The organism is Bacteroidia bacterium, assembly GCA_037045145.1.
In the GTDB taxonomy this organism is placed as follows: Bacteria; Bacteroidota; Bacteroidia; order AKYH767-A; family OLB10; genus OLB10.
On the sequence record JBAOIA010000012.1, the window covers coordinates 355,072 to 371,915 of the forward strand.

The 16,844-nt window shown below is 36.1% G+C and carries 13 protein-coding genes; 10 read left to right on the forward strand and 3 right to left on the reverse strand.

The genetic code is table 11. The features are described from left to right. Positions 1–7: 7 nt before the first annotated feature. Genes V9G42_10880 through V9G42_10890 form a run of 3 tightly spaced genes read left to right on the forward strand, consistent with a single transcriptional unit; the run spans position 8 to position 3,919 of the window. Positions 8–1,444, forward strand: a complete 1,437-nt coding sequence (locus V9G42_10880; GenBank protein MEI2759920.1) for an oligosaccharide flippase family protein — start codon at positions 8–10, stop codon at positions 1,442–1,444. 50 nt (positions 1,445–1,494) lie between these two features. Continuing rightward, complete coding sequence (locus V9G42_10885) at positions 1,495–2,466, forward strand: Wzz/FepE/Etk N-terminal domain-containing protein (protein ID MEI2759921.1); 972 nt, start codon at positions 1,495–1,497, stop codon at positions 2,464–2,466. Between the two features lie 4 nt (positions 2,467–2,470). Continuing rightward, positions 2,471–3,919: an O-antigen ligase family protein gene (locus V9G42_10890; GenBank protein MEI2759922.1), complete on the forward strand. Its 1,449-nt coding sequence runs from the start codon at positions 2,471–2,473 to the stop codon at positions 3,917–3,919. Here the strand turns inward: V9G42_10890 and V9G42_10895 are convergent. Beyond that, positions 3,902–5,128: a PP2C family protein-serine/threonine phosphatase gene (locus V9G42_10895; protein MEI2759923.1), complete on the reverse strand. Its 1,227-nt coding sequence runs from the start codon at positions 5,126–5,128 to the stop codon at positions 3,902–3,904. The two genes, V9G42_10890 and V9G42_10895, sit on opposite strands and share 18 nt — an antisense overlap. Next, positions 5,128–6,069, reverse strand: coding sequence for a UDP-3-O-(3-hydroxymyristoyl)glucosamine N-acyltransferase (locus tag V9G42_10900; GenBank protein MEI2759924.1), 942 nt, complete (start codon positions 6,067–6,069; stop codon positions 5,128–5,130). Before V9G42_10900 ends, V9G42_10895 begins: the two co-directional genes overlap by 1 nt. A 194-nt stretch (positions 6,070–6,263) precedes the next feature. On the opposite strand from V9G42_10900, the gene V9G42_10905 reads away from it, so the two are divergent. The 7 genes from V9G42_10905 (at position 6,264) to V9G42_10935 (ending at position 16,289) form a co-directional block, all read left to right on the forward strand. Beyond that, on the forward strand, positions 6,264–8,624 hold the full coding sequence (locus V9G42_10905; GenBank protein MEI2759925.1) for a TonB-dependent receptor: 2,361 nt from the start codon (positions 6,264–6,266) through the stop codon (positions 8,622–8,624). A 110-nt stretch (positions 8,625–8,734) separates the two neighbouring features. Further along, positions 8,735–10,522 (forward strand): DNA mismatch repair endonuclease MutL, encoded by a 1,788-nt coding sequence (gene mutL, locus V9G42_10910; GenBank protein MEI2759926.1) that lies wholly within the window; start codon positions 8,735–8,737, stop codon positions 10,520–10,522. 106 nt (positions 10,523–10,628) lie between these two features. Continuing rightward, the gene (locus tag V9G42_10915) at positions 10,629–11,468 is read left to right on the forward strand and encodes a rhomboid family intramembrane serine protease (GenBank protein ID MEI2759927.1); all 840 of its coding nucleotides are present in this window, start codon (positions 10,629–10,631) and stop codon (positions 11,466–11,468) included. 14 nt (positions 11,469–11,482) lie between these two features. Then, entirely contained in the window at positions 11,483–12,355 is an 873-nt protein-coding gene (locus V9G42_10920; GenBank protein ID MEI2759928.1) for a rhomboid family intramembrane serine protease, read from the forward strand. Next, complete coding sequence (locus V9G42_10925; protein MEI2759929.1) at positions 12,355–13,446, forward strand: endonuclease/exonuclease/phosphatase family protein; 1,092 nt, start codon at positions 12,355–12,357, stop codon at positions 13,444–13,446. The genes V9G42_10920 and V9G42_10925 overlap by 1 nt, the downstream gene beginning before the upstream one ends. Before the next feature lie 111 nt (positions 13,447–13,557). Further along, a complete protein-coding gene (locus V9G42_10930; protein ID MEI2759930.1) occupies positions 13,558–14,292 on the forward strand; it encodes a CRISPR-associated endoribonuclease Cas6 in 735 nt (244 codons plus the stop codon). A gap of 143 nt (positions 14,293–14,435) precedes the next feature. After that, a complete protein-coding gene (locus V9G42_10935; protein ID MEI2759931.1) occupies positions 14,436–16,289 on the forward strand; it encodes a biosynthetic peptidoglycan transglycosylase in 1,854 nt (617 codons plus the stop codon). Between the two features lie 5 nt (positions 16,290–16,294). Here the strand turns inward: V9G42_10935 and V9G42_10940 are convergent, their stop codons facing one another. After that, the gene (locus V9G42_10940) at positions 16,295–16,813 is read right to left on the reverse strand and encodes a glutathione peroxidase (protein ID MEI2759932.1); all 519 of its coding nucleotides are present in this window, start codon (positions 16,811–16,813) and stop codon (positions 16,295–16,297) included. Positions 16,814–16,844: the final 31 nt, after the last annotated feature.

The following is a 16,844-nucleotide window of genomic DNA, read 5'->3' on the forward strand; positions in this document are numbered from 1 at the left end:
GCAACGAATGCAAAGAAAGTTTATCACTAATCTGGCCTTACTTCTGCTGTTGAATCTACTCATCAAGCCATTCTGGATTTTTGGCATTGATCGCACTGTACAGAATATGATTGGCGCAGAAGGCTACGGGAAATATTATGCATTATTAAACTTTTCTTTTCTGTTAAACATCATTCTTGATGCAGGAATAACAAACTACAACAACAGAAACATCTCACAGCATCAGCATTTAGTATCCAAACATTTCTCCGGAATAATTATGCTTCGGTTTTTATTAGCCGGTGCATACGTATTAATAAGTCTGATTTTAGGAATGGCGATTGGTTATTCAAAAGAAGATATTCATTTATTAATAATACTTTTAGCCAATCAATTTTTCATTTCATTTATATTATACCTACGCTCAAACCTTTCAGGATTACATCTTTTTAAACAGGACAGCATTGTTTCTGTAACCGATCGTTTTTTAATGATACTTATTTGTGGCTATCTGATTTGTTATAACAATGGCACCTATTTAAATATTGAAAATTTTGTACATGCACAATCGGCATCTTATCTGATTACAGCCGTAGTTGCTATTGTTTTTTTACAAGGCAGAATCAGCTTTCAGAAATTAAACTGGCAACCTGCATTTTATATTGCTATACTTAAAAAATCGCTTCCTTTTGCTTTACTCATCTTGCTGATGACATTCTATAGCAGAATAGATTCTATAATGCTGGAAAGACTGTTGCCGGATGGGGCTTTTTATGCAGGTGTTTATGCACAGGCATACAGAATTTTAGATGCTGTAAACATGTTTGGATTTTTATTTGCCTCACTACTTTTACCTATGTTTTCGCACATGATAAAAAAACATCTAGATATTCAGCCGCTAACAAACCTTGCTTTTAAACTTTTAATGATTCCTGCATTGACTTTGGCTGCAATAGGACTGTATTTCAGTAATGACATTATGAACCTGCTTTATCATGAGCATGGTGCATTGTCGGCCCCTGTCTTCACAATGTTGATGTTTAGCTTTGTTTGTATTTCAACATCATACATTTTTGGAACGTTGCTTACTGCCAATGGAAGCTTACAAAACCTTAACCTTACTGCATTAGGTGGTATGATTTTGAATATTTCACTTAACTTGTTTTTAATTCCACAATACAAAGCTTCCGGTGCAGCATTTGCCGGCCTAATCACACAAGTAATTATGGCACTGGCACAAATAATTTTGGCTGTAAAAATCCTTAATTGGAAACCAGACTGGAAACTCATGGGCAAGTTGTTGCTGTTTTTTACGCTTATTGCCTTAATAGCAAATATTGCAGTCCGCTATTATCCGGATATTAAGACAATACTATCCATAATTCTACTGGCACCAATACTTGCATTTTCTTTAGGATTACTTCGTATTTCAGAGCTAAAATCAATTATGAAAGAGCAACAATAGCGAAACGCTAATTTGTTTACATTTGCGGCTCTTTAATAAATTCCTTCATAATGAATAATACCCCTGTTTTCGAAGAAAACTATGCCTCATTAAGTCTGATTCAATTGATTAAAAAATGGAAAAGGCAATTGATGATTGTAGCAATAATATCTATTGTACTGTCATTTATTTTCACGCTGCCGTTTTTTATTCCTCCCATGTATAAATCAACTGCAATTTTATATCCGGTTAACCTGAGTCCTTACTCAACAGAGAGTTCAACGGAGCAGTTATTGCAATTGTTAGAGTCGGATGAAATAAAAATGGAGTTGATAAAAGATTTCCAACTTTATTCACATTATGAAATTGACTCGACAAAAAAAACTGCATTAACAACGGTTTTCAAACAGCTTGCCGGGAATTTAAGTATCAACAAAACAGACTTTGAGTCTGTGAAAATTGAAGTGATGGATACTGACCCACTTCAAGCCAAACAAATGGCTGATTCCATAATTGAAAAAGGAAACCGACTTGCAAGAAAACTGTACAGAGAAAAAACCATGGAGGCTTATGTTGTGGCAAAGTCTCAATTTGATTTGAAAAAAGCCGAGCTGGACTCTTCAGACAAATTACTGACGGAGCTACGACTAAAATCAGGCATCATAGAATTTTCACAGCAAACACGTGAAATTTCAAGAGCTTATTATACTTCCATTCTAAATAAAAGCAATAATTTAAGATTGGAAGATATGTTTCTGAAACTTCAACAATATGGATCTGATTATGTTACCCTAAATGAAAAAAACAACTATACCCGAAGTGTTTATAACAATTATAAGCAGTATGTTGAAAATGCAGAAAAAGACCTTACAAAAGAGATATCTTATTCTAACGTGGTAACAACACCAATGATTCCGGATAAAAAAGCCTATCCCGTTCGTAGTTTAATCATGTTGATGTTTACTGCCTCTGTTGTCTTCTTGTCTTTTGTAGTTATCATTATCTACGAAAATTCACAGGAAAAGAAACCACAAAATACTTAATTGAATGCAAGCCATTCAGCAAAATTCGCTTCGATGGTTCTATGGCCTTACAGCGGTTTATATGCTTATGGCTGTGGCAAGCCTCGTTACGGAGTTCTATTGGCTTCTTCTTCTACCTGCAGGAATTCTTATCGGTTATTCTGCACTTTATCATCTCGATAAATTATTTCTTTTTACTGCGTTCTGTACACCCTTAGCAATTAATTTATCAAAAACAGATTTAGGTATTGGTGTCAGTTTGCCAACAGAGCCAATATTATTTGGTATGATGATAATATATCTTCTGTCTAAATTTATTGATGGCCGTTATGAAAAGTCCTTTATAAAACATCCGATAACAATTCTCATACTCATTCATCTTGCATGGATGCTGGTTACCAGCTTCACCAGCAGCATGTTTCTTGTATCAATAAAACATTTTGTTGCACGATTGTGGTTTGTTGTAATTGGTTTTATGCTTGCCACCTCCATTTTTAAAGACGAAAAAAAAATTCGTCAGTTTATATGGTTCTATGCCGTTGGAATGGCAATAACTATAATCTACACCATCACTCGTCATAGCTTAAATGGTTTTACTCAGCAATCTGCACACTGGGTGATGACACCATTTTACAATGACCACACAGAATATGCTGCTGTGCTTGCATTATTGTTACCTCCAATTTTTGGATTGATGCTGTTAAAGCATAAATCTTTTATGTACCGCTTCTTTGCATTGATGATTTCCGGTTTAGTTATTGTTGCAATAGTATTATCCTACACACGTGCTACCTGGCTCAGCCTGGCTGTGGCACTTGTCTCTATGCTTGCTTATGTATTCAGATTAAAAACATGGGCTGTTGTAGCAATTATAGTTTCAATGGTTGTAGGATTTCAGATTTTTCAGTCAACTGTTTTATACAAATTCGGAAAGACAAAAGAGTATTCACAGAATGACTATCGTGGCCACTTAAAATCCATGACGAATATAAAAACCGATGCCTCTAATGTGGAACGTCTAAACCGTTGGAGTTGCGCATGGCGAATGTTCTTAGACAAACCGGTCTTTGGATGGGGACCCGGCACCTATCAGTTTCAGTATTCTGTATATCAGCTTCAGTTTGAAAAAACTTATATTAGTACAAATCTGGGCGATAAAGGAAATGCACATAGCGAATATCTTGGCCCATTAAGCGAACAAGGTCTGTTGGGAACGCTAATTTTTGTTGCATTAGCTGTGGTAGTTCTTTACAAAGCATCAAGGGTCTTCTTGCAATCGGAATCTAACAACATTAAGGTGCTTGCACTATCTATGCAGGTTGGCTTAATCACCTATCTTGTTCATGGATTTTTAAATAATTTCTTAGATAAGGACAAAGCCTCTATTCCATTTTGGGCATTCGTAGCTGCCATTACAGTGATGGATTATTATCACAATAAAAAGCAAATAAGCCCTTCAACAGAGCGAGCGTAATGACAAGATGGTAACATCATCGCTAAAACTATTTCCTTCTCTGAACTGATCCAAATGTGCAATCAACTTTTTATGAAAACCGTCAAGGCTTGAATTATTCATATTCTCTTCTATAAATAATTTTAATGCTTCCATACCGTAAAAATCACCTTTTAGATTTTCAAGCTCTGTAATACCATCGGTATAACAAAAAACCGAATCACCATTATTTATTATTACATGGCCTTCATTTATAAATGGCAATTCATCAAACATGCCTAAACCTGTTGTGCCTCTATCTAAAAGTACAGTCTTGTTTTTACTAAATAATACCGGAGGATTGTGACCTGCATTTACATAATTAATTTTGCCTTCTTTAAAATTGATCAGTCCGATAAAAAAAGTGATAAACTTTTCTCCTTTAGCTGTCTTACTCACACAATCATTCAGTTCTGCAACTAAGTTTGTCAGCACAGGTCGGTTTTTTATTAGCGCATGCAGGTTTGCCTGAAAATTAGACATTAGCAATGCTGCTGCCATTCCTTTTCCTGAAACATCTGCCATGCAAAAAATATGCTCGTGTTTGCTGAGCGAAATAAAATCGTAATAATCTCCTCCCACTTGCTGATGTGGAAGATAATGTGTTGCTATTTCGAAATATTCATTTCCACATAGGCCGGTAGGAAACAGCATTTCCTGCATCTCTGCTGCCAGCTCAAGTTCTTTACGAAAACCTGCCTGTGCAACAGCTTCTTTATTTAAACGTTTGTTTTCAATAGCTACCACAATAATGTTTGTAATAGTATGAATGAAAGGCACAACTTCCTTAATTGAAATTGACTGACTCGGATCTATAGCACCAACAATACAATACGCAAGTAATATTTCATTGTGGTAAACAGGAATAACAGATTCATCTTTTTCTAGCCACTGTGGCGTGACAACAGTTTTTGATTTTGAAAATGATATTTCATTCAAAAACAACTCAGGCTGCAAACGACCGAGTTCTTCTTTCATACCATAGGAAAGAACCTGCTTCCAACCATTCTCATTGACAAACAAAGAAAGTTTACCTGCCTTTAAATGATCATGCAATACTGTTTCGTAAATCTGATACAATTGCTCTGCCGGAAGATTATAGTTAATTGCTTTTGTAATTTGTAAAAGCCAATGCAACTGTACTTTCTTTGACTGAAGGTCGCCAGTAAGTTTATCGGTGGTTTCTTCCATTACTTTTCTTTGTTATCCAGAAACTCAAACACTTCAGGAAGTCGTTTCATCAATGCAAGTTCTCGCATTTTCAGGCGGGCATCGGTTGTGGGGCTGCCGAAGTAGGTCTTGCCGGCATCTAATGTTTTACCAACGCCCGATTGTCCGAGCACCACTGCACCTTTGCCAATAGTCAGGTCTTTTTGAACTCCTACTTGTCCCCATAAGATTACATCATCTTCAATAGTGACAACTCCTGCTATGCCCACCTGTGCAGCAAACAAACAGTTTTTTCCTATTACAGTGTCATGGCCTACATGAACATGATTATCCATTCTTGTTCCATTGCCAATAACAGTATCTCCAGAAACACCTTTATCAATTGTACAGCATGCTCCAATTTCAACCTTGTCACCAATAATAACACGGCCACAGGTATGCATTTTATCAAATCCTTCAGGACGTTTTTTAAAGTAAAAGGCATCAGCGCCAATAACACTGTTGGCATGAATGATTACGTTATCACCAATTTCACAATGATCATAAATAACTACACCGGGATATATCAGACAATTTTTACCAACTTTACAATGTGCACCAACAACACTACCTTGCATCAACACAGTTCCATCACCAATTACAGCAGTTTGGTCAACCTGCTGCATGCTAAAAGTTAATGGTCTGTATTTTCTTGTAAGCAGATTATAATCTCTGAACGGATCGTCTGATATGATTAATGCCTTGCCTTCCGGACAAGAAACTTCTTTATTTATTAGAATAGTTGTTGCTGCAGAATTAAGTGCTTTATCATAATATTTAGGATGATCTACAAATGTTAGGTCACCATGTTCTACTTTATGTATTTCATTGATACCTGAAATCTGAAAGCCGGCATCGCCAATATATTTTGCTTTCAGGAGTGAAGCTACTTCAGCTAACCTGATTGCTGGTACTATTTTCATAATTAAAACTGTTTGACTGCAAATGTAACGAATGTGTTATCAACAGCCATTTGATTTTTACCTTCCAATTTTACGAAAAAATAGCAGGTTTAACATAAATATTTTTTAATGTGTGTAACTAATATGTTTTTTTGCACGTCATATTTTAAATTATCAATTTTTTTACCGATTTTTTTAAACACTCCAAATATTATATGAAAAGATTTTTTGCCCTCGCCTATATATTTCTTGGTTTTACACTTGCATTTGCCCAAAATCCTACTCAGACTGTCAGAGGTACAATTACAGACAAACAGAGTAAAGAACCTTTAATTGGCGCCTCGATAGTTTGGCTTGATTCTTCAGCTTTCATAGGTGCTACTGCCGACATAAATGGAAACTTCAGGCTAAATAATATTCCCGTTGGCAGACAATCTTTTAAAATTTCTTTTCTCGGCTATCGTGAAACGGTGATTACAAGTATCATCACATCTGGTAAAGAAGTGTTATTGAATATCGAACTGGAACAGTCGGTCGTTACTGCAAAAGCTGTTACTATTGTTGCTGAAAAACAAAAAGATAAACCCAACAATGAACTTACAACAGTCAGTGCAAGATCATTTACGATAGAAGAAACTTCGCGCTATGCAGGAAGTGTGGGCGATCCATCACGTATGGCAGCCAATTATGCTGGTGTAAGTGGCGCAAACGATTCCAGAAATGACATCATCATTCGAGGTAATTCACCAACAGGCCTATTATGGCGACTAAACGGTGTTGAAATTCCAAATCCCAACCATTTTGGCTCATTAGGTACTACCGGTGGCCCTATTTCAATTCTAAACAACAATGTTTTAGATAAGTCTGATTTTCTTACCGGTGCCTTTCCGGCAGAATACGGAAATGTTCTTGCAGGTGTTTTTGATTTGCAAATGCGAACCGGCAACAACGAAAAACATGAGTTTCTGGCTCAGGTGGGTTTTAATGGTTTTGAAGCCGGTGCCGAAGGACCTATCAGTAAAAAGCAAGGCTCTTCTTATCTGGTCAATTATCGCTATTCTACACTTGGTGTATTTAGTGCATTGGGCATTAACTTCGGAACAGGAACTGCTGTACCGAAATATCAGGATGTTTCTTTTAATGTTAATATTCCGACCAACAAAGCCGGAAAATTTACGTTGTTTGGTATGGGTGGAATCAGTGGTATTGAAGTTCTTGAAAAGGACAGAGACACTACAAAAAAAAATCTATATGTTGATGATAAAAGGCAAAATGGCTACTTCGATAATACCATGGGCGTTGTTGGGCTGATGCATACATTCTTTTTAAACAATTCCACCTACACCAAATTCAGCCTTTCTGCATCTATTGCGGGACAAAAATATAAAGTGGACACCCTGCCTGACTTTGTGGATTATGCTGAACCCTATTACAGAAACAAATCCGATCAGCAAAAATACAGTGCTGACTTCAGCCTTAACAAAAAATTCTCTTCAAAAAACTTTTTAAAAACCGGATTCAGCCTTTCACAGTATCACTATACCTATCGCGACAGTGGTGTTGTGGACAATGTCTGGGAATCTTACACAGATTATAACGGCAATGCCCTACTCACCAAACTTTATTTGGAATGGCAACATCGTTTTTCCGATCAACTCTCATTGAACAGTGGAGTTTACTCACAAATATTTAACTACAACAATACATATAGTATAGAACCACGAATTGGAGCCAAATGGGAAATCAACGAAAAACAATCGCTGAGCTTTGGCACCGGATTACATAGTCAGTTACAACCCATGTACATCTATTTTGTGAAAACATTAAAAGATAATGGCACCTATTATGAAACGAACCAAAATTTAAAAATGACAAAGAGCTATCATGCAGTATTGGCCTTCGACAGAAATATTTCAAAAGTTTTCAGAATAAAAACAGAGGTGTATTATCAATATTTATTTAATGCTCCTGTTGAAAAACGTCCTACATTTTTCTCCGTGCTGAATGAAGGAGCCGACTTTGGCATTGCAGGAATAGACAGTTTAGAAAACAAAGGCACCGGCTATAACTACGGATTTGAATTTACTGCAGAGAAATTTTACAGTAAAGGATACTATTTTCTGTTTACAGCCAGCCTTTTTGAATCAAAGTATAAAGGCTCTGATGGCATTGAACGCAACACTGCTTTTAATGGTAATTTTGTATTCAATTTGCTGGGCGGAAAAGAATGGACTATCAGAAATAAAAACACCATTTCAATCAATATTAAAACAACCTATGCAGGTGGGCGCAGATATATTCCAATTGACTTTGCCGCATCTCAGATTGCAGGAGAGACAGAATATGATGAAGACCATGCCTTTGAACACCGCAGAAAAGATTATTTCCGTACCGATCTGAAAATAGGCTACAGAATAAACAGAAAGAGACTGACACATGAAATTTCCATTGATCTGAATAATGTCTTCAACACACAAAATATCTGGAATCAGCAGTATAGTGCCAAAACAAATACTGTAAAAACTGAATATCAGATGGGCTTTTTACCAATACCAATGTATAAATGTACTTTTTAATATTGCCAATTAGCATTTTGATGTACAGCCCACCATAATTTCCATAAATAATCATTAAGTAACTCCTTACAATTCTTTAAAATTGACCTGCCAATGATTAACTTTGCCGCATGGCAGATGTGATACAATTGTTGTCCGATACTGTTGCCAATCAGATTGCAGCGGGCGAAGTTATTTTAAGACCCTCATCGGTAATTAAAGAGTTGATGGAGAATGCTGTTGATGCAGGTGCCACACGAATAGACGTGAGTATTAATGATGGCGGAAAAAATCTGATACGGATAACAGACAATGGTTGCGGTATGAGTGAGACTGATGCGCGTCTTTGTTTCGAACGATATGCAACTTCTAAATTACGCAAGGCTGATGATTTATATGCTATCAGAACTATGGGTTTCAGAGGCGAAGCAATGGCTTCTGTGGCTGCAGTCTGTCAGGTTGAATTAAAGACTAAAAGAGAAATAGATGAAACCGGAACACGCATAGAAATTGAAGGATCGGAATTTAAACTTCAGGAACCATGTGTGATGCAATCCGGCACCATCATTACTATAAAAAATATTTTCTTTAATGTTCCTGCAAGAAGAAATTTTCTTAAAGCTACGCCCGTAGAAGCACGTCATGTAATAGATGAGTTTCTGAGAGTGGCGCTACCCCGACCTGAAATTGCATTCAGCCTTCAGCATAATGGAATGGAAGTTTACAACCTGCCTGCAACACATCAACGTCAGCGTATATGTCAGGTTTTTGGGGCAGCTTATAATGAAAGATTGGTGCCTGTAGAAGAAGACACTACTATTATAAATATTAAAGGGTTTGTCGGCAAGCCTGAGTTTGCCAAAAAAGTCAGAGGCGAACAATATTTTTTTATCAATAACCGATTTGTAAAAGATGCCTATCTTAATCATGCTGTCACAATAGCATTCAATGAGTTGTTACCTCAGGGTACTTTTGCATCGTACTTTCTGTTTTTTGAAGTTGACCCGTCACGAATTGATGTTAATATTCACCCGACTAAAACAGAAGTAAAACTTGAAGACGAAAAATCTGTTTACGCCATATTGCGTTCTTCTGTGAAACGTGCATTAGGCCGATTCAGCATTGCACCCACTTTAGACTTTAATCAGGAGCAGGCTTTTAACGTACCGTTATCTCAGTTAAACACTGTTCCAGTGCAGCCTCAGGTGAAAGTAAATGTTAACTACAATCCATTTACAGAAACAAACAAACCCAATCAACAACAGAATGGACAATGGGAAAAACTCTATGAGATTGCAAATACACCTGGTGCACAACAAACAAAATTACCAATAACTCCTGTTGAAGAAATTAACGCATCGTCATTTATGCAATTGTTCAACAGTTATGTTACTGTAGCAATGCCTGATGAAATGTGGCTTATTGACCAGCAATTAGCCCATGAAAAAATTGTGTTTGAAAAAACACTTTTGCAAATGAAAGGCACACCCACTGTTATGCAACAAAGTTTGTTTCCACAACAGATAGAACTCGACAACAGGCAGGCTGCTACCGTTTCATCGCTTCTGGAAGACCTTAACCGCTCGGGGTTTGACTTGCAGCCATTTGGTCAGAATACATTTGTACTTAATGCTGTTCCCTCCTATTTGGAGACCGGAACAGAAAAGAAAATTATTGAAGTGCTAATTGATGAGTTTATCAGTGGCGAAGCATCTGCATATAATCCAATGGAGCGTGTTGCTATTGCTATTGCACGCAGTGCATGTCTAAAAAGTGGCAAAGTGCTTTCCGCAAGAGAGATGGCTGTTCTTTTTAATGACCTGATGCAATGTGAAATGCCTTATTTTACCAAAAGTGGTAAAGCAATAATTTTTAAATTAGAAAAGAATGAAATTGACCGAAAGTTTGAAAAAAGCTAATGACTATTTAAACCAAAGAAAATAACATCTGTTGGAAATGATTAAATACGGAAACCTATCTTCGTACCGTTTAACAATGGATTACCAAAATTTGTAATCGCTTTTTATGCAGGAATTTCGACCTTCAAGTTTCAAACTGTTACCTGATGTAATTAAAAATATTATGATCGTTAGTGCATTGGCATTCTTTGCTGATCTGGCACTCAACAAAATCGGGTTTGACCTTAATGCTTTTGCCGGGCTTTATTTGCCTGCTTCGGAACATTTTCATTGGTGGCAGTATTTGTCATACATGTTTTTACATGGCAGCCTAACCCATATTTTTCTCAACATGTTTGCCTTCTGGATGTTTGGTGGTATCTTGGAAAATTTGTGGGGGCCAAAAAGATTTCTGATTTTTTTCTTGGTTACAGGACTTGGTGCAGCATTCATTCACACTGCTGTTGGATATTACGAGTTGTATTCCTTACAGTCCAAAGCCGATGCATTTTTGAACGCCCCTGGTGCCGATGCATTCAGCGTTTTTATCAGAGACCATATCCCCTATCAATATCTTAATCCTGATTATGCCATGGCAGTAGAAAGCATTAAATCAAACTGGTATGCTCATGGCGATAGCCCTATGATTATTGAACAGGCACGTCAGGCAATTGACGAATACATTCGTTTCAAAACCAATATACCAACTGTTGGCGCTTCCGGTGCTGTGTATGGTGTTCTCATGGCATTTGGAATACTTTTTCCAAACACTTTAATTTATCTTTACTTTTTTATTCCGCTCAAAGCAAAATATTTAGTACTCATTATTGGTGGCATAGAGTTGTATTCCGCCTGGCAAAGCAACCCAACAGATAATGTAGCACATTTTGCACATCTTGGAGGTATGCTTTTCGGATATTTATTACTTCGCTATTGGCAGAAAAATAATAGGTCACAACTTTTCTGAACATGCTTCATAATGTGAAAAGTAATTACAAGTCGCTCGATATGCTGCAAAAGATTATTGTAGTCAATGCAATTATCTATTTGTTTGTCAATTTGGGTGATGTCGTACTGCGACTTTTTAATTTTCCTGACGGCACTGTAAGTGGCTTTTTGACCGACTGGCTGGCTGTCCCTTCATCAGTAAAATCATTAATTTATCGCCCATGGACATTAATTACCTATAGTTTCTATCACGAAAATTTTCTTCACATTCTGTTTAATATGTTGTGGTTGTTTTTTATGGGCCGTCTTTTTACAGAATACCTTGGTGAAAAAAAAATATTACCACTTTATCTTGTTGGAGGCTTGTGTGGTTCTCTGTTGTTTATTTCATTTTACAATCTTTTTCCACTCTTCAGTCGCGAAGTTGACATTGCTGTTGCCTTAGGTGCTTCTGCAAGTGTTCTTGCCATAACTGTTGCCATTGCAACTTTATTACCTGATTACGAAGTAGCACTTTTTCTGCCGCAATGGCGAGTAAAGTTGAAATATATTGCTATTGCACTTTTTGTAATTGACCTTTTAAGTATTACAGGCAATAATGCAGGTGGAAACATTGCTCATATTGGTGGTGCTATTTTTGGTTTCATCTATATCAAACAATTAAAGAAAGGTCGTGATTTGACAGGTGGACTTCAACGCCTGATTGACAGGATTACCCAAAAGAAAAAACCTTCAATCAAAGTTGTTTTTCGCAAAGATGCTTCTGACGAATCGTATCACAACAAAAAGGCAAACAATCAGGAAACCATTGATAAAATTCTGGATAAAATAAGCCGCTCAGGCTATGCAAGCCTCACTAACGAAGAAAAAGAACTTCTTTTTAAAGCAAGTAAAAATCAGGATTAATGTTCAAATCTGCTCTTAACCTGGTGCTATGGCTAATTACCATTGCCGTGGCTGTTGTTACCTCCTTTGCTGTAGCCGCAGCATATATTAGTCCTGCAAAAATCTGGTTCCTTGCACTATTCGGGCTTATATTTATTTATCTCTATCTGATTGCAATAATCTGGATGCTGATTTTATCTTTCAGACATAAAAAAATGATACCGGTTGTTCTGATTCCATTGCTGGCAGGCTTACCTACTTTTGTTGCTCATTGGAATTATTCTTTGTCAAATCAAAAAGCTTCCGGAGAAAACACAATAAAAATTCTTTCTTTTAATGTGCGTGTATTTGATCTTTACAATTGGACACATAATCTGGAAACAAGAAGAAACATTTTTAACTTTCTTAAAAAAAGCGATGCAGGTATTTATTGTTTTCAAGAATACTATACAAGTAAATTGGCACCATTTAACAATACCGATTCTTTAAAATCATTGTTAAAAATTACCAATGTTCATGCCCTGCTACCCATTATAGAACGCGATTCTGATGAATGGGGTATAACTACATTCAGTAAATATCCGATGCTTAACAAAGAAACCGTATTTACAGATAAAGAATCTGCCAATGGATGTATTGCAACCGATTTGTTGATTGGAAACGACACAGTGAGAGTTTACAATATACACTTGCAATCTGTTAGATTGGCAAAAAACGACTATATCTTTGTGAGTGAATTCAACAATAAAGACAACATTCAGAAAATGAGTGGCTCGAAGCAAATATTTCAGCGTTTGAAAAAGGCATTTATTAAAAGAGCCCATCAGGTGGAACAAGTTACTGCTCATATAAAGGCCTGCCCCTATAAAGTAATTATTGCCGGTGATTTTAATGACACGCCTGCCTCCTTTGCCTACAACCAAATAAGCAATGGACTTACAGATAGTTTTCTTAGCTGTGGAAAAGGGCTGTCATCAACTTATGCAGGCATTTTTCCGGGACTAAGAATTGATTATATTTTACACAGTAAAGACATTAAAACCATAGACTATATTCGACCATTAGTACATTTGTCAGACCATTACCCTGTTATTTCTACTTTAAATTTTTAATATTCGGATATATGAATTTGTAAATTATTTTTTTACTTTTGGAACAATTCTAATTTTCATTGACATAACCAAACTTTATTTACTAACTAAACTGATTAATATTTTTCAATTATGCGAGTAAAAATTTCATTCACCCGCGACAATACTACAGGAAATAGTATTCCATTGCATCATCAAAAACTAATTTATGACAGTATAAAAACTGTTGTTCATGATGTAGGTGGCAACATGAATCAGCTAAGTTTTTCATCACTTAAAGGAACCTCAAAAATTCAAAATGGATTCATGAAGTTTTTATCATCTAAAATTACTTTAGTAATATCAAGTAGTAATGATGACTTAATAACTAAACTCAGCAACAGAATATTTGAGAAAAATTTTCTTCCAATAGGCAGGATGAATTTACTGCCAAAAGGCAAAGAAGTCACTCCTGATCCTGAGTTTAACACACAAATGCGTTATCTCTGCATTTCGCCTTTGGTGCTTTTTGATCCGATAAAAGATACAACACGCAGTACAGAGCAGATTGATCCTACATCACATAACTTTTCTGACATTTTGTTTAATACGACTCTTGATGCCATGGAAAAGTCAGGTGTGCCGGAGGCAACTATAAGTTCTTATGCGGAATTTGATGTACAACCTGATGCTGAGTATATGCAAAAAGCTTCAGCGGCAAACAAAAAATTTGCCCGCGTTTACAGAAGTGCTGACGGTAAAAATATGATTGGATATTTAGTTCCTTTTACACTGCATGCACACCCGGATGTTCACCGTTTTGTTTGGCATAATGGTATGGGAGTGATGACACATGAAGGTTATGGCATGCTTGATTTGGTAAAATAATTTACTGAAATCGCTTTTATTATAATTTTAGTCAGGAATAATACTGCTGATATCATGTTGCTTTGATAAAAAAATATTTTATAATTATTCTTACTGTTTTCGTTGTGGCAGTTGGCGGAGTTATCCTACTTAGGGAATCCATCGTGCGTAATAAAATAAACTCCTTCTGTACTTCTTTCCATACTAAAACCCAAGGCAACATCAGTATTGGAAAAATTAAATTCAATGGACTTAGAGTAATTGAGATTGAAAGCATCAGTTTGGTTTCTCCTATAAATGATACCTTGTTTTATGCAGATACTTTTATGGTGCAGCTTTCCTTGCTGAAACTTATTCGTCTGAAAAATCCTGTTTCCAATTTTTTAGCGTCTGACATTAATATTAAAATTGCTTCAGGAGATTCAATTAGTAATTATTCCTTCCTTTTCAGAAAATCCAAACCGGAAGTAACCGAAAAATCACAGGTACAAAGTACTCAAGCTTCAAAAGTATTTACCATTTGGAATAAGATAACAGACCTCTCTGACTTAAGTTTTAATTTGAAGCGATGTAAAATAACTGTAATCAGAAATAAAGAAACCAGAAACTTTTACTTTCCTGAAATCATAAACCGCAGAGGGAATTGTCGCTTTACTGCTTACAGCAACGACCATATACAAACCGAAAAATGGCAGGCAGGCTTTATAATGGATGGTGATAAAAATGAAATGTCCTTAAACATTAAAAAACTATCCGGTGAAAACTGGCTTCCATTCTTTGATGTTGACAACAAACCAAAAATTTCCTATTCGGCTATTTCTTTACAAATAAAACAAACTTCAAAAAAGGATACAATATTTCAGGTTAAGACAGAACTGGATAGCCTGAGAGTAAACTATTGGCGCATTGCCAATGATGATGTTGATTTTAGCAAACTTTCGTTTTCAGGAATTTGCTCATTCAATAATCAGCAGATTGAAACCGATAGTGCTGCAAATATTACAATCAATAAAATAAATTTTAAAACAAAAGCCTCTTACGACAGAAAACAATCACCCCGATATGCACTTTCATTATCATTTGATGAAAGTGCTGATGACTTCTTTGAATCGCTCCCTAAGGGTATTTTCTACCATTTCAAAAATTTTAAAGCAAAAGGAAGATTAAAATTTGATTTGAACTTTGCACTAGACATGGAAGCCCCCGATTCACTGATATTCAATTCAGGCTTAACAGCTAATCAGTTGGTAATTGAAAAATATGGCGATGAAAATTTTTCTCGAATAAACAACACGTTTTTGTTTGATGCCTATGATGGTGACAGACTTCAGCGAAGCTTTCTCATTGGTCCTGAAAACAGTGATTTTACGCCTCTAAATGAAATCAGTCACTATCTGCAATATGCTGTTCTCACCTCTGAAGATCCATCTTTTTTCTACCATCGTGGCTTTATTCCCGATGCCTTTAAAGAAAGTATGATTGAAAACATTAAGGCAAAAAGGTTTGTTCGTGGTGGCAGCACTATCAGCATGCAATTGGTGAAAAATGTGTTTCTGTCTCGAGAAAAAACCATTTCGCGTAAGCTTCAGGAGATGCTTATTGTTTGGTTAATAGAAAACAAAGGGCTGGTAAGCAAGGAGCGGATGTTTGAAATTTATCTTAATGCAATTGAATGGGGTCCCGGAATTTATGGAATAAAAGAAGCATCACAATTTTATTTCAGTAAGCTTCCTTCGCAACTGAATCTTGCAGAGAGTATCTTTCTTGCCTCAATAATCCCCAGACCAAAATATTATCGTTATTCTTTTGATAAAGAAGGCAACTTAAAACCTTATCTTGCCTCCTACTTCAAAATCGTTAGCAATAGAATGCTTTCTAAAACTTGGATTTCGCCAATAGATACATTCAATCTTCAACCACAGGTAAAACTTAAAGGACCGGCATTGAAAATCGTAATGCCTGCTGATAGTTCAATTACTGATTCGTTGCAGTGGAATCAGTCGAATGAATTATTTTAAACAGACTAAAGATATTTTGTAATCTCAGTGCTTGTAGGTGAGACGCTTGAACGAAAGCGATGTATAAGTTTTCCGTTTTCATCAATTAAAAATTTCTCAAAGTTCCATTTAATGCCACCTGTAAAATCTGCATTTGGTTGTTCTATAAGCCAACGAAAAAGTGGATGCATATCTCTACCTTTAACAGAAACTTTTGCTGCCATCGGGAAAGTTACATCATAATTTTTCTTACAGAACTCTGCAATTTCATTATTACTGCCTGGCTCCTGCCACAGAAAATTGTTTGCCGGAAATCCAACAATAACTAATTTTTCTTTATATTGTTCATACAGTTTTTCCAAATCGCTGTACTGTGGTGTATATCCACATTTAGAGGCTGTATTTACAATCAATATTTTCTTGCCTTTATATTTTGAAAAGTCAATCTGTCCTCCGGAAAGGCCATCTACTTTAAACTCATAAATTGAAGTAGCTGTTGAAGCAGGGCCAAAAAGAAATGCGAACATAATAAGTAACAGTTTCATTGTTTTGTAATTAACAGATGTAAAACAACTT

Coding starts and splice junctions, on each gene's coding strand:
- V9G42_10915 (MEI2759927.1), top strand. CDS start 10,629: ATGCAGGAATTTCGACCTTCAAGTTTCAAACTGTTACCTGATGTAATT.
- V9G42_10890 (MEI2759922.1), top strand. CDS start 2,471: ATGCAAGCCATTCAGCAAAATTCGCTTCGATGGTTCTATGGCCTTACA.
- V9G42_10925 (MEI2759929.1), top strand. CDS start 12,355: ATGTTCAAATCTGCTCTTAACCTGGTGCTATGGCTAATTACCATTGCC.
- V9G42_10885 (MEI2759921.1), top strand. CDS start 1,495: ATGAATAATACCCCTGTTTTCGAAGAAAACTATGCCTCATTAAGTCTG.
- V9G42_10905 (MEI2759925.1), top strand. CDS start 6,264: ATGAAAAGATTTTTTGCCCTCGCCTATATATTTCTTGGTTTTACACTT.
- V9G42_10930 (MEI2759930.1), top strand. CDS start 13,558: ATGCGAGTAAAAATTTCATTCACCCGCGACAATACTACAGGAAATAGT.
- mutL (MEI2759926.1), top strand. CDS start 8,735: ATGGCAGATGTGATACAATTGTTGTCCGATACTGTTGCCAATCAGATT.
- V9G42_10895 (MEI2759923.1), bottom strand. CDS start 5,128: ATGGAAGAAACCACCGATAAACTTACTGGCGACCTTCAGTCAAAGAAA.
- V9G42_10900 (MEI2759924.1), bottom strand. CDS start 6,069: ATGAAAATAGTACCAGCAATCAGGTTAGCTGAAGTAGCTTCACTCCTG.
- V9G42_10880 (MEI2759920.1), top strand. CDS start 8: ATGCAAAGAAAGTTTATCACTAATCTGGCCTTACTTCTGCTGTTGAAT.
- V9G42_10940 (MEI2759932.1), bottom strand. CDS start 16,813: ATGAAACTGTTACTTATTATGTTCGCATTTCTTTTTGGCCCTGCTTCA.